This window comes from Candidatus Avedoeria danica (assembly GCA_016703025.1).
GTDB classification, from domain to species: Bacteria; Chloroflexota; Anaerolineae; order Epilineales; family Epilineaceae; genus Avedoeria; species Avedoeria danica.
Window position 1 is genome coordinate 1,215,137 of sequence record JADJCV010000004.1, and the last position, 21,334, is coordinate 1,236,470.

Annotated in this window: 18 protein-coding genes and 1 pseudogene; 14 read left to right on the forward strand and 5 right to left on the reverse strand. The window is 71.8% G+C overall.

The window, feature by feature from the left end; all coding sequences use genetic code 11:
* Window positions 1-67: 67 nt before the first annotated feature.
* The 3 genes from typA to msrP form a co-directional block, all read right to left on the reverse strand.
* Complete coding sequence (typA, locus tag IPG72_08355; protein ID MBK6769006.1) at window positions 68-1,894, reverse strand: translational GTPase TypA; 1,827 nt, start codon at window positions 1,892-1,894, stop codon at window positions 68-70.
* A 95-nt stretch (window positions 1,895-1,989) separates the two neighbouring features.
* Window positions 1,990-2,736: a sulfoxide reductase heme-binding subunit YedZ gene (locus IPG72_08360; protein ID MBK6769007.1), complete on the reverse strand. Its 747-nt coding sequence runs from the start codon at window positions 2,734-2,736 to the stop codon at window positions 1,990-1,992.
* Window positions 2,736-3,761 (reverse strand): protein-methionine-sulfoxide reductase catalytic subunit MsrP, encoded by a 1,026-nt coding sequence (gene msrP / locus IPG72_08365; GenBank protein ID MBK6769008.1) that lies wholly within the window; start codon window positions 3,759-3,761, stop codon window positions 2,736-2,738. Before msrP ends, IPG72_08360 begins: the two co-directional genes overlap by 1 nt.
* A 296-nt stretch (window positions 3,762-4,057) precedes the next feature.
* On the opposite strand from msrP, the gene IPG72_08370 reads away from it, so the two are divergent.
* From IPG72_08370 to IPG72_08410, 9 genes and pseudogenes are all read left to right on the forward strand, one after another.
* Entirely contained in the window at window positions 4,058-4,963 is a 906-nt protein-coding gene (locus IPG72_08370; GenBank protein ID MBK6769009.1) for a glucose 1-dehydrogenase, read from the forward strand.
* Between the two features lie 293 nt (window positions 4,964-5,256).
* Complete coding sequence (locus tag IPG72_08375) at window positions 5,257-6,798, forward strand: hypothetical protein (protein ID MBK6769010.1); 1,542 nt, start codon at window positions 5,257-5,259, stop codon at window positions 6,796-6,798.
* A 156-nt stretch (window positions 6,799-6,954) separates the two neighbouring features.
* Complete coding sequence (locus tag IPG72_08380; GenBank protein ID MBK6769011.1) at window positions 6,955-7,251, forward strand: Asp-tRNA(Asn)/Glu-tRNA(Gln) amidotransferase subunit GatB; 297 nt, start codon at window positions 6,955-6,957, stop codon at window positions 7,249-7,251.
* A gap of 15 nt (window positions 7,252-7,266) precedes the next feature.
* Entirely contained in the window at window positions 7,267-8,817 is a 1,551-nt protein-coding gene (gene gatA, locus IPG72_08385) for an Asp-tRNA(Asn)/Glu-tRNA(Gln) amidotransferase subunit GatA (protein ID MBK6769012.1), read from the forward strand.
* A gap of 34 nt (window positions 8,818-8,851) precedes the next feature.
* A pseudogene (locus tag IPG72_08390) lies at window positions 8,852-10,035 on the forward strand (aminotransferase class I/II-fold pyridoxal phosphate-dependent enzyme).
* Window positions 10,036-10,048: 13 nt separating this feature from the next.
* On the forward strand, window positions 10,049-11,503 hold the full coding sequence (gatB, locus tag IPG72_08395; protein MBK6769013.1) for an Asp-tRNA(Asn)/Glu-tRNA(Gln) amidotransferase subunit GatB: 1,455 nt from the start codon (window positions 10,049-10,051) through the stop codon (window positions 11,501-11,503).
* A gap of 158 nt (window positions 11,504-11,661) precedes the next feature.
* A complete protein-coding gene (locus IPG72_08400) occupies window positions 11,662-12,906 on the forward strand; it encodes a class I SAM-dependent RNA methyltransferase (protein MBK6769014.1) in 1,245 nt (414 codons plus the stop codon).
* A 149-nt stretch (window positions 12,907-13,055) separates the two neighbouring features.
* Window positions 13,056-13,310: a hypothetical protein gene (locus tag IPG72_08405; GenBank protein ID MBK6769015.1), complete on the forward strand. Its 255-nt coding sequence runs from the start codon at window positions 13,056-13,058 to the stop codon at window positions 13,308-13,310.
* Window positions 13,311-13,434: 124 nt separating this feature from the next.
* Window positions 13,435-14,790, forward strand: coding sequence for a S8 family peptidase (locus IPG72_08410; GenBank protein MBK6769016.1), 1,356 nt, complete (start codon window positions 13,435-13,437; stop codon window positions 14,788-14,790).
* Window positions 14,791-14,843: 53 nt separating this feature from the next.
* Here the strand turns inward: IPG72_08410 and IPG72_08415 are convergent, their stop codons facing one another.
* On the reverse strand, window positions 14,844-15,728 hold the full coding sequence (locus IPG72_08415; GenBank protein MBK6769017.1) for a purine-nucleoside phosphorylase: 885 nt from the start codon (window positions 15,726-15,728) through the stop codon (window positions 14,844-14,846).
* The gene (xerD, locus tag IPG72_08420) at window positions 15,682-16,587 is read right to left on the reverse strand and encodes a site-specific tyrosine recombinase XerD (protein MBK6769018.1); all 906 of its coding nucleotides are present in this window, start codon (window positions 16,585-16,587) and stop codon (window positions 15,682-15,684) included. The genes IPG72_08415 and xerD overlap by 47 nt, the downstream gene beginning before the upstream one ends.
* A 217-nt stretch (window positions 16,588-16,804) precedes the next feature.
* Between xerD and IPG72_08425 the strand changes: the two genes are divergently transcribed.
* The 5 genes from IPG72_08425 to IPG72_08445 all read left to right on the forward strand — a co-directional run bounded on the left by IPG72_08425 (window position 16,805) and on the right by IPG72_08445 (window position 21,240).
* Window positions 16,805-17,584 carry an electron transfer flavoprotein subunit beta/FixA family protein gene (locus IPG72_08425; GenBank protein ID MBK6769019.1) on the forward strand — a complete coding sequence of 260 codons (780 nt, stop codon included), beginning with the start codon at window positions 16,805-16,807 and terminating at the stop codon, window positions 17,582-17,584.
* Complete coding sequence (locus tag IPG72_08430) at window positions 17,584-18,573, forward strand: electron transfer flavoprotein subunit alpha/FixB family protein (GenBank protein MBK6769020.1); 990 nt, start codon at window positions 17,584-17,586, stop codon at window positions 18,571-18,573. The genes IPG72_08425 and IPG72_08430 overlap by 1 nt, the downstream gene beginning before the upstream one ends.
* Before the next feature lie 131 nt (window positions 18,574-18,704).
* A complete protein-coding gene (locus IPG72_08435; protein ID MBK6769021.1) occupies window positions 18,705-19,568 on the forward strand; it encodes a hypothetical protein in 864 nt (287 codons plus the stop codon).
* A complete protein-coding gene (locus IPG72_08440) occupies window positions 19,451-20,119 on the forward strand; it encodes an aminoacyl-tRNA hydrolase (protein ID MBK6769022.1) in 669 nt (222 codons plus the stop codon). Before IPG72_08435 ends, IPG72_08440 begins: the two co-directional genes overlap by 118 nt.
* The gene (locus tag IPG72_08445) at window positions 20,116-21,240 is read left to right on the forward strand and encodes a glycosyltransferase (GenBank protein ID MBK6769023.1); all 1,125 of its coding nucleotides are present in this window, start codon (window positions 20,116-20,118) and stop codon (window positions 21,238-21,240) included. The genes IPG72_08440 and IPG72_08445 overlap by 4 nt, the downstream gene beginning before the upstream one ends.
* Window positions 21,241-21,334: the final 94 nt, after the last annotated feature.

Genomic DNA, 21,334 nt, shown 5'->3' on the forward strand with positions numbered 1-21,334 from the left:
CCGCCAATGGACATGCCTGGGGTGCCCGGCAGAGTACGGCGGCCGGAGATTCCGCCGTGGCGACGTACTAGGCCTGCTTCCGCGCGTCCTTTTCGATCCGCGCGCGCACGTTGTGGTCCAGCTCCACCTTGCGCAGCCGGATGTTCAGCGGGGTGACCTCGATGAGCTCGTCGTCATCGATGTACTCGAGCGCCATGTCGAGGTTCACCTGTACCGGCGGCGTCAGCAGGACGCCGATCTCGGCGAACGCCTTTCGGTGATTCGTGACGTGCTTGCGCCGACAGACGTTGACCGTGAGATCGGTGGCTTTCGGCCGCATGCCGACGACCATGCCGGCGTAGACCTCGACGCCCGGGCCGACGAACAACGCCCCGCGCTGCTGGGCCAGGTCGAGCGCGTATGACGTCGTGACACCCGGCTCGTGCGCAAGCAGCGAGCCGAAGTCGCGCGCCTCCATGTCGCCCGCCCAGTCCGCGTAACCCGCGAACAGCGTGTGCATAACGCCCGTACCGGACGTGGCCGACAGGAACTTGCTGCGGAAGCCGAGCAGCCCGCGGGTCGGCACGCGCCAGCGCATCGTCGTCGTCGAGCCGTGCGCGTCGCTCTCCAGCGACATCATCTCGGCCCGCCGACGGCCGAGCATGTCGATCACGGCGCCCACGAAGTCGTTCGCGACGTCGATGTAGACGTCTTCGAACGGCTCCTGGCGTTGTCCGTCGACCTCGTGGACGATGACCTGCGGTCGCCCGACGGCGAACTCGTAGCCCTCGCGGCGCATCGTCTCGATCAGGATGCCGAGGTGAAGCTCGCCGCGGCCGCTGACCAGGAATCGGTCGGCGCTGTCCGTCTCCTCGACCCGCAGCGCCACGTTGCGCTCGAGCTCCTTCATGAGCCGGGCGCGGAGGTGGCGACTCGTGACGTACTGCCCTTCGCGGCCCGCCAGCGGGCTGTTGTTGATCGTGAACGCCATCCGCACCGTCGGCGCCTCGACGGCGATCTGCGGCAGCGGGTCCACGTCGAGCGGATCGCACAGCGTCTCGCCGATCGCGACGTCGTCGAGCCCGGACAGGGCCACGATATCGCCGGCTTCGGCGGTCGCGACGGCGACGCGGCCCAGGTTCTCGAACACGAAGAGGTCGCCGATCCGGCCCTTGCGCGGCGCGCTCTCCGGCGTCGCGATCACGATGTCCTGGCTGGGGCGCAGCGTGCCGCGCCGGATCCGGCCGAGTGCGATCCGGCCGCGGTACTCGTCGTACTCGAAGTTCGTGATGAGCAGCTGCAGCGGTGCTTCGATCTCCGCCAGCGGCGCCGGGAGGCGCAGGACGGCATCCAGCAATGCATCCATGTTCGGCACGAGCGCGTCGGGCCGCGGCCCGGCAAGCCCGCGCAGCGCACTGGCGTACACGACCTCGAAATCCGCCTGCTCCTCGCTCGCGCCGAGGTCGATGAAGAGGTCGAACGTGGCGTTCACCGCCCATTCCGGCCGCGCGTACTCGCGGTCGAGCTTGTTCACCACCACGACCGCGCGGTGGCCGAGCTCGAGCGCCTTGCGCAGGACGAAGCGCGTCTGCGGCATCGGCCCCTCGACGGCGTCCACCAGGAGCAGCACGCCGTCCACCATGTTCAGGACCCGCTCGACCTCGCCACCGAAGTCCGCGTGCCCGGGCGTGTCGACGATGTTGATCTTGGTGCCCTGGTATCGAACGGCGGTGTTCTTCGCCAGGATCGTGATCCCGCGCTCGCGCTCGAGATCGTTCGAATCCATGATCCGTGTGCCGAGCGACTGGTTCTCTCGGACCGCGAACGTTTGGCGCAAGAGCGCATCGACCAACGTCGTCTTGCCATGGTCGACGTGGGCGATGATCGCCACGTTGCGCACGTCGTCTCGTCGCATCTGGTCTTCTCCTCAAAACACGAACAGGGCGGCCCATGGCGGGCCGCCCGTCGTTCATCAAGCGGGTAGAGCGGGTCGTAGCTGAGAGCGTGAGTTTACCGGAGGCGCCGCCATCGACCAAGTGTCCGTCCCATCGCTCCTCGCAATGCGGTCCGCACGGCCGGCACGCGGACCGCCAGGAGAAGCGCGACGCCCGCCGCCCAGAAGTACGGTTCGATCGGCGAGCCCTTCTTCGTGGCGGCGCCGATCCAATAGAAATGGACCACCGCGAGCACGGCCGCGACGTACACGAGCCGGTGGAGGCTCGTCCAACGCCGGCCGAGCCGCTTCTGCCAGCCGCGCGTCGACGTCAGGGCCAGCGGCACCAGCAAGGCGAACGCCGACAGGCCGACGACGATGTACGGCTTCTTCGGGAGGCCGTCGTCGAGGATGAACGACAAGCTGAACCCGTAGTCCAGGCCGGCGAAGGCCAGCAAGTGGCCGACGGCGTAGGCGAAGGCCCACAGCCCGAGCGGCCGCCGCAGCGGGATCGCCCACCGGGCGCCGAGCACGCGGTGGGCCGGGGAGCAGCACAGGCTGGCCACGAGCAAAACGAGCGCCGCCTTGCCCAGCGTCCGAACGACGGTGTCCACCGGGTTGAAGCCGAGATCGCCCGTCGCGGCGTGCCAGGCCAGCCAGAGTGCCGTCGCCGCGGCGGCAGCGTGCACGCCGGCGCGCAGGGCGAGCGGTCGGATGGGGCGGCGCCGTGCGGGCCGGACATCGACGGTGGTCGGCGCCGCGATCGGCGTGGACGGCACTGCGCCGGACAAGGCAGCCCCGCGCGGCGCGATCGAGTCCGACATCAGTAGTAGACCTTGAGGTCCATCTCCGCGTACATCGACGCCACCTGGCCGTCGTAGCCGTTGAACGCCAGGGTCCGCCGCCGGGCCAAACCGCCCTCGATCCGCCGCTCGGTCTGCTGCGACCAGCGCGGGTGGTCCACCGCCGGGTTGACGTTGGCGAAGAAGCCGTATTCGTCGGGCGCCGCCGTGTTCCAGAGCGTCGTCGGCTTCTCGGCGACGAGGTCGATCCGGACGATCGACTTGATGCTCTTGAAGCCGTACTTCCACGGCACCACGAGCCGGACCGGTGCGCCGTTCTGCGGCGGCAGGGTGCGCCCGTACACGCCGGTGACGAGGAGGGCGAGGTCGTTCATCGCCTCGTCCAACCGCAGGCCCTCGGTGTACGGCCACGTGAAGCCGACACCGCCCTGCCCCTGCATCTCCGCGGGCCGCAGCACGGACTCGAAGCGGACGAACTTGGCGTCGGACTTGGGCTCAACGGCCGACAGGAGCTTGCGCAGCGGGAATCCGTCCCATGGGACGACGATCGACCACCCTTCGACGCAGCGCAGGCGGTAGATCCGCTCCTCGAGGCCGAACCGGTGCAGGCCGTCGACGTCGAACGTCATCGGCTTGTGCACCAGGCCGCCGACCTGCACCTCCCACGGCGACGTCGTGAAGCCGGCGGCCAGTCGCGCGACTGCTTCCTTCTGGGTCGTGAACTCATAGAAGTTGTTGTAGTGCGTGATCGCGTCATAGCTCGTCACGCCGTCGCCGCGCTCGTCGCTCGTCGGTCGGTTCGGGTCCGGCTCGGGCGTTGCCTCGACAGCGGGCGACAGCGGGCCGGCGAGGGTGCGCACGGGCGGCGGGCCGGCGATGGCGGTGGGTCCCGGTGCCCCGTCCGCCGCGCCGGACGATGGGCGTGACCGCGGACCGCAGCCGGCCACGAGCGCCCCGCCTGCTGCCAGACCGAGCCCGCCGAGCACGCGTCGCCGGCTGAGGTACACTTCTTCAGGCGTGATGTCGCGCCAGCTGAACCGTTCCAACGCTGCTCTCCTTTGAGGCGCATCCGGAGGCGCACCCGTGCATCCACGCGCACCTGCATGATCGACGAGCGCCCATGCGCGGCCGATTTCCGGCGCGGGTCGATGACTGCGGCCGGGCTCGGCCGCCGGCCCGTTGTACTCCCGGTGCCCGTCGATGGAAGCTGCGTCTCCGGCCGAAGGGCGTACGTTACGCGCGGCGGTCCGGCGCGGACCGCCGCGTCGGCAGCCGTCGGGTGAGGCGGGCGACGGTTTCCCGACGGCGGTGAGCCACGGACATCGAACAGGACGATCCAGACATGCCAGACCGTCGAAGCGCCGCCGATCCCGGGTCCGCAGCCGAACCCAACGACCACGGGGCCGCGCCCGATACACTCCCCACGCCCAGTGCTCTCTCCACGCCCAACGCGCTCGCCGACGCGCCACGGTTCGACCTGGCGGGCCGCGTCGCCATCGTCACCGGCGCCAGCCGCGGCATCGGCCGGGCGATCGCCGAGTCGCTGGCCGCCGCCGGTGCAGCGGTCGTCGTCGTCGGACGGCGCGCCGAGTCGCTGGCGCCGGTGGCGGATGGGATCGTCGCGTCCGGCGGCCGGTCGATCGCCGTGGCGGCGAACGCCGGGGCACGGGACGCGTTCGCGGCCGTGGCCGAGGCGGCGGTGGCGGCGTTCGGCGGGATCGACATCCTGGTGAACAACGCCGGGACGTGCCCGCACTACGGCCCGATCGTCACGGCCGACGACGGGGTGTGGGACAAGACGATGGATGTGAACGTGCGCGGGCCGCTGCGGAGCGTGGCCGCGTGCCTGCCGGCCTTCCGGGCGCGCGGCGGCGGCAAGGTGATCCATGTGGCGTCCGTGGCCGGGCTCATGCCGCAGCCGTCCGTCGGCGTCTACTGCGTCTCCAAGGCGGCGCTTCTCATGTTGACCGAGGTGCTTGCGGTCGAGTTGGCGGCCGACAACGTCCAGGTGAACGCCGTGGCGCCCGGCTTCGTCAAGACGCGCTTCAGCCAGGCGATCTGGGACGCGCCGGGCGCCGCCGCCGGCGCGTTGGCCGTCATCCCGCAGCGCCGCTTCGCCGACCCGTCCGAGATCGTCGGTGCGGTCCTCTACCTCGCCAGCCCGCTCTCGAGCTTCACCACGGGCGCGACGCTCGTCGTCGACGGCGGGCAACGGCTGGCGGCGGGACTGCCGCTGGCGGGCGGGTAACGGCGGCGCCTGCCGGCGGGCGCGAATGCTGCAGGGTGTTGACTCGACCGTCCGGGGTGTCGCACCGCCCGCCGAAACATGAAGGGTTGGGGTGGAATCCGTTAATTCCGCTTGATCTTGCGGCAAAGGCCGTGTATGCTGTGCGCCTGTGGACAGGGGGGGCGATCCACGCGCATTCGCGCTTGGTATAGGTATGTCGGTGTCCGGGTGGCGCCGTAACCCATGCGTGTCCTTACGCACGCGATCGTCCCAAACACATGCGGACAATTTCCATCAGGACCAAGGAGACACTCGTGACCCTCACGAAACTGACCCGGTGGTCGCTTTGCGCGACCGTGATGGCTGTCGGCGTTGGCGTAGCGGTGGGTGCCGCTCAGACGCGGACCGCCAGTGCTGACACGACGCAGGGCATGTCGTGCTCGTGGAAGGCCTCCGGCAGCGCCGGCACGGCCGTCTATCACGCGGCGGGCGCCGTCGACAAGAACGGCAAGGCCTACATCCTCGGCGGCCTGAACCAGGACGGCAAGGTCCAGCAGACCGCGCAGGCGATGGACATGTCGGCCACGAACGCGACGACGCTGGCCGGCAGCAAGTCGGACGCGCTGCGCAACATGCCGCAGAAGACCTGGGGCGCCGCGGCGGCGTACCGGCCGTCGAACGATCCGGCCAAGGTCGGCATGATCTACGTCTTCGGCGGCGCCAAGGACGACATCGACTACGATGCGCTCCTCGGCTCCTCGCCGCCGACCAGCCTCGTCATCGACGGCGAGGACCGCATCCTCGAGTACGACATCGACGCCGACAGCTGGCGGACGGTCAGCGGCATGGGCTCGATGGGCAACCGCCTCTTCCCGGCCGCGAGCTACTCGCCCGAGAAGAACGCGATCCTGGTCACGGGCGGCATGAAGAAGTGCGACTTCAAGATCGCGGTCACGGACAAGAAGCAGTGCCAGGCCGATCAGCTCGGCGGCATCTGGCTGACCTTCGATGCGGCCGGCGTGCCGACCGGCGTCGCGCCGGAGAGCGGCGGCCCGAACAAGGTGTACGGCCACACGTCGGTCTACGACGCGGACCACAAGATGATCATCGTCGCCGGCGGCACGTCGTCGGGCAGCACGGCGGATCGCAGCGTGGACGGTCTTGACCTCAGCGTCACGCCGGCCGTGTGGAAGAACCTGCCGAACATGTCGAAGGGCCTCGCCTTCCACAGCGCGGCGTACTCGGCGGCGCTCAAGCACATGGTCGTCCACGGCGGCGCCGGCTCGTCCTTCTTCCGGACGGACGAGTCCTTCAGCTCCACCACGTACGGTCTCGACCTCTCCGGCGCGACGCCGGCGTGGGTCGACCTGAAGGCCGGCAACGCGAGTCCGGCCACGCGCATCGGCGCCGTCATGGGCTACGTGACGAACGCCGGCGGCCTGATGACGGCCGTGATGTCCACGGGACGCAGCCGCCTGACGGGCGCCAGCCAGTCGCCGTCGAAGAGCAACGAGGCGCTGGTGTGCGGCCCGGACGTTGTGCCGACCGCGACCACCCCGTCCGGCACGACCGCGGTTCCGACGACCCCGGGCACGACGCCGACGACGCCGCCGCCGACCGTGACGCTCGCGCCCGGCGCGCAGTGCCCCGGTCTCGAGGCGAAGGCGCCGAGCGCGGCGATCGCCGCGGCCCTGGCGAACGGTGCGGGCGTCGGGGGTTACGGGTTGGCCTGCAACCCGAACGTCCCGATGAACCCGGTGTCGAACCCGCAGCGCAACCGGCTGAGCCTGCGGAACGTGAACGTGCCCTACCACCCCGTCTACAACGGGTTCGTCTGGAAGTGCGGCTGCCCGTAATCACGGGCGCCGTGCGTCCGGCGAGACGCACTCGCTGAGACGTCGGATCTAGGCTGAACAAGGCCCCCGACCGGGAATCCCGGTCGGGGGCCTTGTCGTTGTCGGGCGCCCGTCATCCTTCCGACCCCTCCCCTCGCCGTGATATCATCGCCCCCCATGACCCCAACTGCCCCGCCCCCCCCATCCTTCGACATCGACGCCCTCGCCGCGCTCGCCCGCCTCGACCTGACGCCGTCCGAGCGGGAGCGCTTCCGCGCGCAGCTCGGCGACGTCCTCGCATACGTCGCTCAGCTGGCCGACGCGCCGGTCGGCGACGGCAGCGCGGTCGGGCAAGGTGCCGGCGTACGGCTGCGGGACGACGTCGTCGGGCCGTCGCTGCCGCGCGCGGCGGCACTGGCGAACGCCGCCGACACGCTGGCCGGGTACTTCCGCGTCCCGCCGATGCGCGAGTAGGCGGCGAGCCGCATGATGTCCGGCGGAACCACCGCTTCGACGAACGCCGTCGCCCCGTCCCGCGCAGACGCCGATCCGACGCGCTGGTCGGTCGCCGAAACGGCGGCGCAGTTGCGGTCGGGCACCACGACCTCGCTGGCCGTCACGGACGCCTACCTCGCGCAGATCGCAGCTAGCGATGACGCCATCGGCGCCTACCTGACCGTCACGGCCGACGTCGCGCGCGCCCAGGCGCGCAGCGCGGACGCACGGCGCGCGGCAGGGGAGGACGGTCCGCTGCTCGGCGTGCCGTACGCGCTGAAGGATCTCTTCACGACGGCAGGCGTCCGGACGACGGCCGGGTCGCGGATGCTGGCGGACTACGTCCCGCCTGACGACAGCGCCGTGTACGCGCGGCTGTCTGCCGCCGGCGCCGTCCTGCTCGGCAAGACGAACATGGACGAGTTCGCCATGGGCTCGAGCACCGAGAACTCCGCCTTCCACCCGACGGCCAACCCCTGGGACGTCTCGCGCGTGCCCGGCGGCTCGAGCGGCGGCTCGACGGCGGCAGTGGCGGCCGGCATGGCCGCGTTTGCGATCGGCACGGACACGGGCGGCTCGATCCGCCAGCCGGCTGCGCTGTGCGGCGTCGTCGGCCTCAAGCCCACGTACGGTCGCGTCTCGCGTCGCGGGATGGTGGCGTTCGCCTCGAGCCTCGATCAGGCCGGCCCGATCACGCGCACCGCCAAGGACGCGGCGGCCGTCCTCGGCGCCGTCGCCGGCCTCGATCCGCTCGATGCGACGAGCGGCGACGTGGGAGTGCCGGACTACGGTTCGGCGCTGAACGGCGACGTGACCGGGCTGCGTCTCGGCATCCTGGACGAATACTTCGCGGCGGGGCTCGACCCCGAAGTGCGCGCGGCCGTCGAGGCGGCGATCGACGTTCTCGTCGCCGCCGGCGCGGTGCGCGTCCGCGTCCAGCTGCCGAGTGTCCGGTACGCCGTGGCCACCTACTACCTGATCGCCACGGCCGAGTGCTCGGCGAACCTGGCACGCTACGACGGGTTTCGCTACGGCGCGTCGATCGGCACGGGCGGCGTCTGGGAGCGCCTCGCCGCGGCGCGCGGCGCCGGGTTCGGGGAGGAGGTCAAGCGGCGGATCATCCTGGGCACGAACGCGCTGTCGACGGGCTACTTCGATGCCTATTACGCCCAGGCCACCCGCGTCCGGGGCCTGATCCGCACCGAGTTCGAGCGCGCGCTCGATGCCTGCGACGTCATCGTCGGGCCGACCGTTCCCGCACCGGCGTTCCGGCGCGGCGAGAAGATGGACGACCCGCTGGCCATGTACCTAAACGACATCTACACGATCGCGCTCAACCTGGCCGGCCTGCCGGGCGCATCCGTGCCGTGCGGCTTCGTGGCCGGGCTGCCGGTCGGCCTCCAGATCATGGGTCGGGCCTTCGACGAGGCCTCGATCCTGCGCACCGCGGACGCGTACGAAGCCCGGACGGCGTGGTCGACGCGCGCTCCGGCCGTGCCCGCCGACGCCGCCAGCATCCGCCCGCCGCGCGCGCTCGACCCGTGACGCGTCCGACCTCCGCCCGCCCAGGAGAGCCGCGATGACCGCCGATCCGCGCACCGATGCGCTTCGAACGACGACGCGCGGGAACGCCGTGCCGCCGAGCGGCATCCGCCGCTTTTTCGACATCGCGGCGACGATGCCCGAGGTGATCTCGCTGGGCATCGGCGAGCCGGACTTCGTCACGCCCGAGCCGATCCTGCGCGCCGGGATTGCATCGCTCGAGGCCGGGCACACCGGCTACACCTCCAACAGCGGTCTGATCGAACTGCGCGTGGCGTTGGCCGCCCATCTCGAGCGGCGCTACGGCGTGCGGTACGACCCCGAGACCGAGGTTCTGATCACCGTCGGCGGCAGCGAGGCGCTCCACCTCGTCGCCGAGGCGCTCGTCGAGCCGGGGACGAGGTCCTCGTCCCGGAACCGTGCTTCGTGGCGTACCCGGCCGTCGTGACGTTCGCCGGAGGAACGCCCGTGCCGGTCGTCACGCGCTTCGCGAACGACTTCCAGCTGGACGTCGCGGACCTTCGCGCCCGGATCACGCCGCGGACGCGGGGGCTGCTCATCGGCTACCCCAGCAACCCGACGGGGGCGGTGATGGACCGGCCGCAGCTCGAGGCCGTGGCCGACTTCGCTGCCGAGCGCAATCTGTACGTGATCTCGGACGAGATCTACGACCAGCTGGTGTACGGCCAGGAGCACACGTGCTTTGCCGCGCTGCCGGGCATGCGCGAGCGCACCGTGCTCCTCGGCGGCTTCTCGAAGAGCTACGCGATGACGGGCTGGCGGATCGGCTACGCCTGCGGACCGGCGCCGCTGGTGGCGGCGCTGCGCAAGATCCACCAGTACATCATCATGTCGGCCCCGACCGCCGCGCAGTACGCCGCGCTGGCCGCCCTGACCGATCCGGCCGCCGCTGCCGCCGTGCGGTCGATGGCCGAGGCGTACAACACCCGCCGCCGCCTCGTCGTGGACGGGTTCAACCGGATCGGGCTGCCGACGTTCGAGCCGCGCGGCGCGTTCTACGCCTTTCCCGACGTCCGCCCTACCGGTCTGAGCAGCGACACGTTCTGCGAGCGGCTGCTGTACGAGCACAAGGTGGCCATGGTGCCGGGTGAAGCATTCGGCGAGGCCGGTCGCGGGTTCGCGCGCTGCAGCTACGCCACGTCGATCGAGCGGCTGACCGAGGCGCTCGCGCGCATCGGCGCGTTCGTCGCGTCGCTCTGACGGGCGGCGCGGCATGGAAGGCTTCGAGGTTGTGGTCGGGATCGAGACGCACGTCCAGATCCTGACGAAGAGCAAGATGTTCTGCGGCTGCGGCGCCGATTTCGCGGGTGCCGAGCCGAACACGCTTGTATGCCCGGTCTGCCTCGGCCTGCCGGGCGCCCTGCCGACCCCAAACGCCGCCGCCATCGCGGCAGCCGTGACGACGGGGCTCGCGCTTGGCGGCGAGATTCGACCGCGCACATGGTTCGAGCGCAAGAACTATCACTACCCGGACCTGGCGAAGGGCTATCAGATCAGCCAGTACGAGGCGCCCCTGTGCACGGGCGGCGGCCTCGAGGTCGTCGGGGCGGACGGCGTGCGCCGCACGGTCGGACTCGAGCGGCTGCACCTCGAGGAGGACACGGCCAAGCTGATCCACGCGCCTTCGGAGACGCTGCTGGACTTCAACCGGTCGGGCGTGCCGCTCATGGAGATCGTGTCACAGCCGGACATGCGCTCCGGCGACGAAGCGCGCGCCTATTTGGAGGCGCTGCGACAGCTCCTGCGCTGGCTCGGCGTTTCGACGGGCAACATGGAGGACGGTGCGCTGCGTGCGGACGTGAACATCTCCGTCCGCCGCGTGGGCGAGAGCCGCCTTGGGACGAAGATCGAGATCAAGAATTTGAACAGCTTCGCCGCCGCCAAGGGGGCGATCGAGCACGAGGCCGAACGGTTGGCCGGCATGGCCGAGCGCGGCGAAGCGATCATCCAGAGCACGCGCGGCTGGGACGAGCGGACGCGAACGACGTTCGCCCAGCGCACGAAAGAGGCAGCCGACGACTACCGCTACTTCCCGGAACCCGACCTGCCGCCGCTCGTCCTCGACGCGGGCTGGATCGAGGCGCGGCGCGCCGCGCTGCCCGCGCTGCCGGCCGCTCGCCGTGCCGACCTTGTGGACCGGTGGCACGTGACGGACGACGAGGCGCGCGTTCTCACGCGCGACCGGGCGACCGCCGACTACGCCGTCGCCGCGCTGGACGCCGCCGGGCCCGGCGAATCGCGCGCCGTCGCCGGCTGGATCACCGGGCCGCTCTTTGCGCTCGCGAACGCCGAGCCGGCGCTGGGTGATGGCTGGACGGCCAAAGTCGCCCCGGACGCCCTGTCCGAGCTCGCGGCGCTGGTGGCCGGAGGCACGCTGACGCGCAGCGTCGCACGCGACGTGCTGGCGGAGATGTGGTCGACCGGTCGGCGCGCCGCCGATATCGCCGCGGACGGCGCGCGGACGCAGATCAGCGGCAGCGATGCGCTTGGCGCGATCGTCGAGGATGTGCTGGCGGCGCACCCCAAGCCGGTCGCGGACTGGCTCGGCGGCAAGGAATCGGCCAGTGCGTTCCTCCTCGGCCAGGTGATGCGGGCGACGGGTGGCCAGGCAAACGCGGCCGTGGCCAAGGACGTGCTGGACAAGGCGCTGGCGCGCCGCCGGGCGTGACCGAGCGCCCGAAGCGGCCGGACCGGTCAGTGCGGTCGGGACAGCCGGCGCGGTCGGACGGGTCGCGGTCGCCGGCGCGGCGACGAGGGCGCGACGCACCGGCGGCCGGGGCTCAGGGACCGGACGCCGACGGGGCGGTCGACGTCAGGATCGACGGGATGGCGCATGGCGGCGAAGGCATCGGCCGGGCGGACGACGGACGGGCAACGTTCGTGGCCGGCGGGCTGCCGGGCGAGACCATCGAGGTCGTCGTGACGGAAGCGCGACCACGTTTCCAGCGGGGCTATGCGGCGCGGACGGTCGGTGCCGCGAGCCCGGAGCGTGTGGCGGCGACGTGCGCGCACTTCGGGACGTGGCCGGCGCGGGGCGCGACACCCGGCACGTGGTGCGGCGGGTGCCAGTGGCAGCATCTGGCGTACGATGCCCAACTCCGGCACAAGCGCTCGATCCTGATGGACGCGCTCGAGCGGATCGGCGGCGTTCGAGCGCCGGCGGTGGCGGCGACGATCGGCCTGCCGACGCCGTGGGGTTACCGCAACAAGCTTCGAACGCGGCTGGTCGGCGGGCGGCCGGGCCTCGTCAGCGTGGACGGTCGGACGCTTGTGCGCGTCACCACGTGCCCCATCGCCGTGCCCGATCTCTTTGCGCATGTCGCCGCCTTCGAGGCCGACCTCCCCGACGGCACCGAGGTCACGTTCCGCATCGGTGAGCGAACCGGCGACGCGCTGATCGTCATCCACGATCGCGACGGCGTCGTCGGCGAGATCGAGGTCGAGAGCGAGGCATCGATCGTCATCGTAGGGCCTGCGGGCGAAGAGTCGATTGCGGCCGGACGGTCGTTTTATGTCGAGCAGTTGCGGGGTGAGGCGATCGGCGTGCCGGCGACGGCGTTCTTCCAGGTGAACACCGTCATGGCGGAGCACCTGGCCGAGTCCGTCCAAGCAGCCCTCGGCCCCCGAAGCGGCCGCGTCGTCGATGCCTACTGCGGCATCGGCACGCTGACCGGGGCCATCGCCGAGGTGAGCGACTCGGTTGTGGCGGTCGACATCGACGGAGCCGCGGTCGCGGCGGCCGTCGCGAACACGGCCGGCCTGGCGAACGTCACGCTCATCGAGGGCGACGTGGCCGAGGCGCTCGAGGAGATCGGACCCGGCATCGACGCGCTGGTCGTCGATCCACCGCGCGGGGGCCTGGATGCCGCTGCCGGGGCCGTCGTCGCCCGGTTGCTGCCGGCCCGGATCGTGTACGTCAGCTGTGAGCCGACGACGCTCGCCCGCGACGTCCGGTCGCTCGGCGCGATCGGCTATGCCCATCGGTCGACGCAGCCGCTGGACATGTTTCCGCAGACGTACCATTCGGAGAGCGTCACGGTGCTGGAGCGCGGCGCCCCGGGGCTGGCCTGAGGGGCGCCGTTCGGCTACCCTTGCGGTATTCCGTCAGCGCACCGTTCGAACTCCGGCCGGCGCCATCGTTGGCGCGTGACACGGTCCGGTGGTCGCGAAGCGGTCGGTCGCCGTTCGTCCGGCGGGAACCGAACTCGGAAGGAAACGCCATGCGCCCCCGCATCGATCCGGAGCTGCTCAAGCTGAGCGTCAGCGATCCGGCCGCCGTCGTCGAAGCGATCGTCACCGCCGAGAGCACGCTCGAGGCGTTGCTCGAACGGCTGCCGGCGTCGCTCGTCGTGCAGTACACCTATCGCTTGATCCCGGGCGTGGCCGTGACCGGCCCGGTCGGCGATCTCGAGAGCCTGTCCCTGCTTTCGGTCGTGCGCTCGATCGAGCCCGTGCGCGAAGTGCAGCACTGCTGAGCGCCGCCCGGCCACCGGCTCCGCGCCCCCGCATCGGCGGCGTGCCCGCGGCACGATGTCGTCCGATCGTGCCCGCCCTGCGTCCGCGCACCGCCCCACCCTTCCCCGCCTTGGAGACCGTTGCATGAACCCGACCAAGCTGCACAAGTCGTTGTCCGTCACGATGTCCGGCGACGTGCGGCCGGACGAGCAGCTGGCGGTCATCCTGAAGTACAAGCCAAGCTTCGTCGCCCGCGGCGAGGTCGGCGCGCTGTCGGACATCGCACCGTCGCAGTCCTTCCACCTCGTATCGGCGCAAGCGACGGACGCGACACCGTCGATGATCGCCGCGCTGACGGACGATCCGGCGGTCGAGATGATCTGGCCCGACCTCCCGGTCCACACCTGGGCGGACACCCGCGTGCCGCTCATCGGCGTGCCGCGGGTCGTTGACGCCGGTTTCGGCGGGCAAGGCGTGCGGATCGGGATCGTGGATACCGGGATCGACCGCGACCATCCGGACTTCGAAGGGCGGATCGCGGCGTGGCGTGACCTGATCGACGAGAACGCCGACGCCGCACACGACCCGAACGGGCACGGCACGCACGTCGCCGGCATCGCTGCCGGCAGCGGCGCGGCAGGTGGCGGGCGCTACAAGGGCGTGGCGCCGCAGGCGATGCTCGTCATCGCGCGCGCGCTCGACGCCGAGGGCGGCGGACGTACGAGCACCGTCATGGCGGGCATCGAGTGGGCCATCGACAACGGCGCGCAGGTCGTGAACATCAGCCTCGGCGGGCCGCCCTACCCGGCGGACGGCACGGACGCGCTGTCCGTGCTGTGCAACGCGGCCGTCGAAGCCGGCATCGTCGTCTGCGTCGCGGCCGGCAACATGGGCCCGGCCGGCCACACGATCGGCGCACCGAGCGCCGCGCGGCGGGTGATCACCGTCGGCGCCTCCGAGGCGACGGCCGGCGACCCCACCGACCGCGTCGCGGGCTTCTCTTCCCGCGGCCCGACCGGCGACGGAAGCGCCAAGCCTGAGCTGATCTTCCCGGGCGTCGGCATCGTCAGCGCCCGCGCCGCCGGAACGGGCCTCGGTCGACCCGTCGACGCGCACTACACGGCGCTCCGCGGGACGAGCCAGGCGACGCCGTTCGCCACCGGCGCCGTCGCCCTTCTGCTTTCGGCGAATCCGCGCCTGAAACCGGACGAGGTCCGGGAACGGCTCGTGCGCGGCGCGGAACGGCTGCCGGGCGTCGACGTCCTGGCGCAGGGCGCCGGGCGGGGGAACGCCTACAACGCCTTCGTCAACGCGCAGGGACGCCAGCTCGGCGCTGGCGCCGGCGCCGGCACCGGCGCAGGCGCGGGGGCGGGGTCGGGGGCGGGGAGCGGGGGGGAAGGCGGCGGCCCGGCCGTTCCGACGCCGCCAAGTTCGCCCGCGGATTCCACCGCACGGTCAGGCTGCCTGCCGGCGTCGCTCGGCGCGTTCAAGGGACGCTGAGCGCGTCGACGGAGCCCACACGCCGTACCGTCGTCCGCGCCGCTCGGCCCGCGTTACGGCCCCGCGATCGACCGAACCAGCTCCGCCACCGCTCCGACCAGCCGTTCCGCCACCACCCGACCGGTCTCGAGCACCTCGGTGTGCAGGTCGTGCCCTGCGACCTCATGCGGTTCATGGATCGGGACGAGGTTCGTGATCACGGACAGCCCGACGACCCGCATGCCGGCATGCCGCGCGACGACGACTTCCGGGCACGTGCTCATCCCGACGGCATCGGCGCCGATGCCGTGCAGGTATCTCGCTTCGGCCGGCGTTTCGAAGCTCGGGCCGGCGACCATCGCGTAGACACCGTCGCGGACCGCCAGCCCAGCGTCCGCGAGGCACCGCCGCGCGACCGGTCGCAGATCGGGCGCGTACGCGTGGAGCATGGATGGAAACCGCGGGCCGACGGCATCGTCGTTCGGCCCGACGAGCGGGTTGAAGCCGGCCATGCCGGGCAGGAACAGGTGGTCGCGGATCACCATCACGTCACCTGGCGCGAAGTCCGGGTTCAACCCGCCGGCCGCGTTCGTGACGACCAGCGTCCGTGCACCGAGGGCGTGCATGAGCCGGACGCCGAACGTCGTATCGTGGGCGGAGCGGCCCTCGTACAGGTGCGTCCGACCGCGCGCAACCGCCACGACGACGCCACCCAGCCGGCCGACGACGAACTCGCCGGCGTGGCCGAGGACGGTGGACGCCGGCCAGCCCGGGATCGCGGCATACGGCAGGCGGACGCCGTCGACGAGATCGGCACCGAGGCCGGAGAGGCCGCTGCCGGCCACGATTGCGACCTCGGGGCGAAGCTCCGTCGCGGCGCGGACCACGGCCAGCGCCGCGACGCACCCCCGATCAGGCACGCGGGTGCGCCTGATCGTACGCCGCGCGCAAGCGCTCATTGGAGACGTGGGTGTAGATCTGCGTCGTCGAGACGTTGGAGTGGCCGAGCAGCTTCTGCACCTCGCGCACGTTCGCGCCGCCGTCGAGCAGGTGGGTGGCGAAGCTGTGCCGCAGCGTGTGCGGCGTGACGTCGATCCGGATGCCGATCGCCTTCACGTACTCTTTGATGATCAGCCAGAGGCCCTGCCGCGTCAGCCGCGTGCCGCGCGGGTTGAGGAACAGCGCCTTCTCGTCGCCGCGCTTCAGATATGCGATCCGGCCGTGCTGCAGATAGTCCGCCAGCACGGCCGCGGCGCGGTGATAGAGGGGCACGACGCGCTCCTTGGCGCCCTTGCCGAAGCACCGCACGGTCTCGCCGGCCAGGTCGATGTCGCCGACATCCAGCGCCACGAGCTCGCTCACACGCATGCCGGTCGCGTAGAGGAGCTCGAGCAGCGCGGCGTCACGCATCGCTTTCGGGCCCGAGTTGGCGAGCGGCGCGTCGAGGAGGCGGTCGACGTCCGCACGCCCGAGCGTGCGCGGCAGGCGCTTGTCGACGCTCGGCGCCTCGAGCGCGGCCGTCGGGTCTTCGCGGACGACGCCCTCGGCGGTGAGGAAGCGGAACAGGCTCTTGGCCGCCGCCACCTTGCGCGCCACCGTCGCCGACGAGTAACCCCGTTCTTTGAGGTGCAGGACATGGTCGACGATCCGGTCGCGGCCGACGTCGGCCCAACGCGTCGGCGCCGGCCCGAGCAGGCTCGGCTCGGCCAGGAACGCAATGAATTGGGTCAGGTCGTTGCGGTACGCCGTCAACGTGTGGGCCGAATAGCGGCGCTCGACCTCGAGATAGCGGAGGAAGTCATCGACGTGTTGCCGCATGCTGAACCATCCGTGTTGCCCGCCCGCGGCCCCTCGCCGTCGGCCGGTGACTTACCATAACCGGGCGATCAGGATACACGCCCGCCCACGTTACGTCAAGAGCCTGGCCGGCCGGTTCGGGGCATTTGCCGCCCCGCTGCCCGATGCGTTACCCTTCGCCGCCGCCCCGACGGCGGCATCCGAACATGCAAGGTTCGACCCACTCCTGGAGTCGTTCGTGGATATCGTGGTGTTGATCAAGCAGGTACCCGACACGGCCACCCGGATTCAGGACCGCGTCAAGGACGGGCGCGTGGACCTGGACGGCGTGACATGGGTCACCAGTCCATACGACGAGTATGCCGTCGAGGAGGCGCTTCGATTGAGGGAGCGCCATGGCGGCACCGTCACGCTGTTGACCCTCGGCCCGGATCGGGCGCACGGTGCGCTGAAGGACATGCTGGCCCTCGGTGCGGACGAGGCGCAGGCGGTGTGGGATCCGGCGTTCGAGTCGCTCGGCACGCATGCCCGCGCCGAGGTACTGGCCGCCGCGCTCCGCAAGCTGCCGCACGACCTCGTGCTGGCCGGCTGGAAGGGCGTCGACGGCGACGAGGGCCTCGTGCCGATCTACGTGGCGGCGGCGCTCGACTGCCCGCACCTGTCGTTCGTGGTCGGGGTCGAAGTCGAGGGGAGGACGATCACGGTGCGCCGTGAGATCGAAGGCGGCAAGGAGCACATGACGGCCGAGCTGCCAGCCCTCCTGACGGCGCAGAAAGGCCTGAACGAGGTCCGCTACGCCACGCTCAAAGGGATCATGCGCGTGAAGTCCAAGTCCATTCCGGTCTGGACGGCCGCCGACCTCGGCATCGATCCGGCCACGCTGCCGGCGCCCGCCGTGGAGGTCACGTCCATCGAGCGGCCGGCCGAGCGCGGCGGTGGTCGAATCCTCGACGGCAGTCCGGCCGACGCCAGCCGTGCGCTGGCCCGGATCCTTCACGAAGAAGAGAAGGTGATCTGATGGCCGACGTCTGGATTCTCGCCGAAGTACAGCAGTCCGCCGACTCGGCGCCGGTCGGCCTCCGCCGCGTCACGCACGAGCTCGTCACCGCCGCGCGCGGCGTGGCCGGCGGCGGCCGCGTCTGCGCGGTGCTGGCCGGACACGGCGTGGCGCACCTGGCCGGTGCGATCGGCGCCGACACGGTCTTCGTCATGGACGATCCTGCGCTGGCCGCCTACTCGCCCGACGGCTGGGCGAAGGCGATCGCGGCCGTCGCCGCCGAGCGCAAGCCCGGCGTCATCCTGGGCGCCAGCACCGCCCGCGGCCGCGATCTGACGCCGCGAATCGCGGCCATCCTTGGCGCCGGGCTGGCGAGCGACTGCATCGAGGTCGGCACGGACGGCACCGCGCTGACGGCGCTGCGCCCGATGTATGCGGGCAAGGCGCTGGCCCGCGTGCGCGTGTCGTCGCAGCCGGCGATGGCGACGCTCCGGCCGAACAGCTATGCCCCCGCCGGCGATTCCGGCGCGTCAGGCGGCGGCCCGGCGATCGAAGCCGTACCGGTCGGCGACGCGTCGGGCAAGGCCGTCGTCACGCGCGTCGAGCTGACGGCGTCGACCCGGCCGGACGTGTCGGAAGCCGACATCATCGTCTCCGGTGGGCGCGGGATGGGCGGACCCGAGCACTTCGCCCTGCTCGAGGCGCTGGCCGACGCACTTGGCGCGGCCGTCGGCGCCAGCCGGGCGGTCGTGGACGCTGGGTGGCGGCCGCACTCGGATCAGGTCGGTCAGACCGGCAAGACGGTCTCGCCGTCGCTGTACATCGCGTGCGGCATCTCCGGCGCGGTGCAGCACCTAGCCGGCATGAAGACGAGCAAGCTGATCATCGCGTTCAACAAGGACGCCGAGGCCCCGATCTTCTCGGTCGCGGACTACGGCATCGTCGGCGACGTGTTCGAGATCGTCCCGGCCTTCACCGAGGCCGTCCGCGCGCTCCACGCGGCCCGCTAGCGGCGGTCGGCGCGATGCGCGCGTGGACACGTCCAACGTCGGCGACCGGCGCGGATGGACCTTCCCGGCACCGCCGACGGCGCCGCACCGCGTTCGGCGCAGCCTGTGCGGCCGTCGCGGGCCTCTGCGCCGTGGCGTCGCGCGCCCCGGGCGCCCACGCCGCGGCCGAGTGCGGCGCCACGGCGATCACGTGGCCGCGGCCGGGCCAGGCCGTGACCGGGCGCGCGAGCGTATACGGCAGTGCGGCGATCGACGCCTTTCAGTTCTACAAGGTCGAGTTCGCGAGCGCCCGCGCGCCTGAGACGTGGTCCGCCACGAGTGACGTCGTCCGGACGCCGGCACGGCACGCACGGCTTGACCGGTGGTCGACGGACGGAGTGGCGGACGGCGCCTATCGACTGAAGCTGACCGTCGTCGACACCACCGCCCAGGAACGGTGTCGGGCGATCATCGACAACGTCGTCGTGGCCAACGCCGGCCGCTCGAGCGGCGCGAGCGCAGATGCCGCGATCGGTGCGACGGGCGCCTCGGCCGACGCTCGGACGGGCCACGGCGCCCGCGATCCGAACGCGCCGTGGCCGACGGCCGCCGCGCGGCGGGCGATGCTGCAGACGACGGCGATCGCCACCGCGGCGGTCGGCGCGGACGGGGTGATCTCGGACGACAGCGACGACAGCGACGACAGCGACGACAGCGACGACAGCGACGACAGGTGCCGACACCTTGCCGGCGAGCGGAGACGCGGAGCCGACGCCAAATGCCGAGCCGTCGCCGGTCGCAGCGCTCGGCCGGCGTTTCGGTGCACCGTTCGCGCTCGGCTTCCTCGTGGTTGCAGCGCTGATGGCCACGCTCGGCCGCCGCGCGTTCCGGTCCCCGGATGGCGCCGGCGGGGCCCATCGTTGACCCCGTGGACTGGCTGTGCCGGCGACTGCGCTCGTTCGGACGTCACACCCGAACAGCCGCCGGAACCGAAGGCGCTGCCGTGGACTGGCTGATCGTCGGGCTCGGCAACCCGGGCGGGCGGTATGCCGGCACGCGACACAACATCGGCCGCGACGCCGTCGAGGCGCTGGCGGCGCAGGCCGGGGTGCCGCTCGATCAGCTCAAGCACCAGGCTCGCTTCGGACTGGGCCGGCTGGGCGCCGCGCGCGTCTGCCTCGTCCTGCCGATGACGTACATGAACCTCTCGGGGCAGGCCGTGGCGCCGATCGCCCGGTTCTACCAGGTGCCGCCGGCGCGCGTGCTGGCGGTGTACGACGACATGGACCTGCCGCTCGGCCGGCAGCGGCTGCGCGCCGAAGGGGGACACGGCGGGCACAACGGCATGCGGAGCCTCATCGAGCGCCTCGGCACGGACGCTTTTCCGAGGCTGCGGCTCGGCGTTGGGCGCCCGCCGGCCGGGTGGGACGCGGCCGACCACGTCCTCGCCCGCTTCAGCCCCGATGAGGCGGCGGCCGCCGCGGCGCTGATCGATGATGCGGTGGCGACGATGAAGGACATCGTCGACCGGGGCGTCGCCGCCGCGATGAACCAGGCGAACGCGTGACCGACCGACGGCGCATCCTCCACGTCTACAAGGACTACCCGCCCGTCTTCGGCGGCATCGAGCACCACGTGCGCGACCTGGCCGAGGCGCAGTCGGCCGGCGGCGACGACGTCACCGTCCTCGTGACGGCAACGCGCGGTCCGACGACCATCACGGTCGAGCACGGCGTACGCGTGATCCGGGCGCGGCGCCAGACGACGGCGGCGTCCACGCCGCTTTCGGTGGCGCTCGTTCGCGCGCTCGCGGCGGCGCGGCCGGACGTCACGCACCTCCACAGCCCGTACCCGCTCGGCGAGGCCGCCTGGCTGGCCTTCGGGCGCCCGCCGATGGTGCTGAGCTACCACGCCGACATCGTCCGCCAGCGCCGGCTGCTGCGCTTGTGGCAGCCGTGGCAGCGCCGCGTGCTCGCCGGCGCCGGCCGGATCCTCGCGGCGAGCCCGGCGGTGGCCGAGGGGTCGCCGACGTTGGCCGCGGTCCGACAGAAGGTGGCGCTCGTTCCATACGGCATCGACGCCGACCGGTTCGTGCTCTCCCCCGCGGCGGTCGAAGCGGCCCGGCGCCGCCTCCGGCCGGCGGCAGCGCGGGGCGTCGTCGCGTTTGTCGGCCGGCTGCGGTACTACAAGGGCCTCCACGTCCTCGTCGCCGCGCTCGAGCGCATGCCGGACGTGCACGTGGTGATCGTGGGCACCGGACCGGAGGGCGAGTCGCTGCGTGCGGCCGCTGCAGCCGGCGGCGTGGCCGACCGGATCCACTGGCTGGGCGACGTGCCGGACGACGAGTTGCCGGCGGTCCTCGCCGCCGCCGACGTCTACTGCCTGCCGGCGACGGCCAAAAGCGAGGCGTTCGGCATCGCGATGCTCGAGGCGATGGCGGCCGGCCTGCCGATCGTCTCGACCGAACTCGGCACCGGCACGTCGTGGGTGAACCAGGCGGACGTCACGGGCCGTGTCGTGCCGCCCGGTGACGCCGCGGCACTGGCCGCGGCGATCGTGGGGCTCATGGACGCTGCCGGGACACGCGCTGCCCTCGGCGCGGCCGCCCGGCAGCGGGCGGTCGGCACGTTTTCGCGGCCGGCGATGGTCGCGGCCGTGCGCGCGGCGTACGTGGCCGCTGCGGGCTGAAGAGGACGGATGGAACCGGCCCGGCAGGAAGCGCTGCCCACGATGCCCGATCGCCGACCGCCCTCTTGTACAATGACGGTCTTGTCCGGCGCCC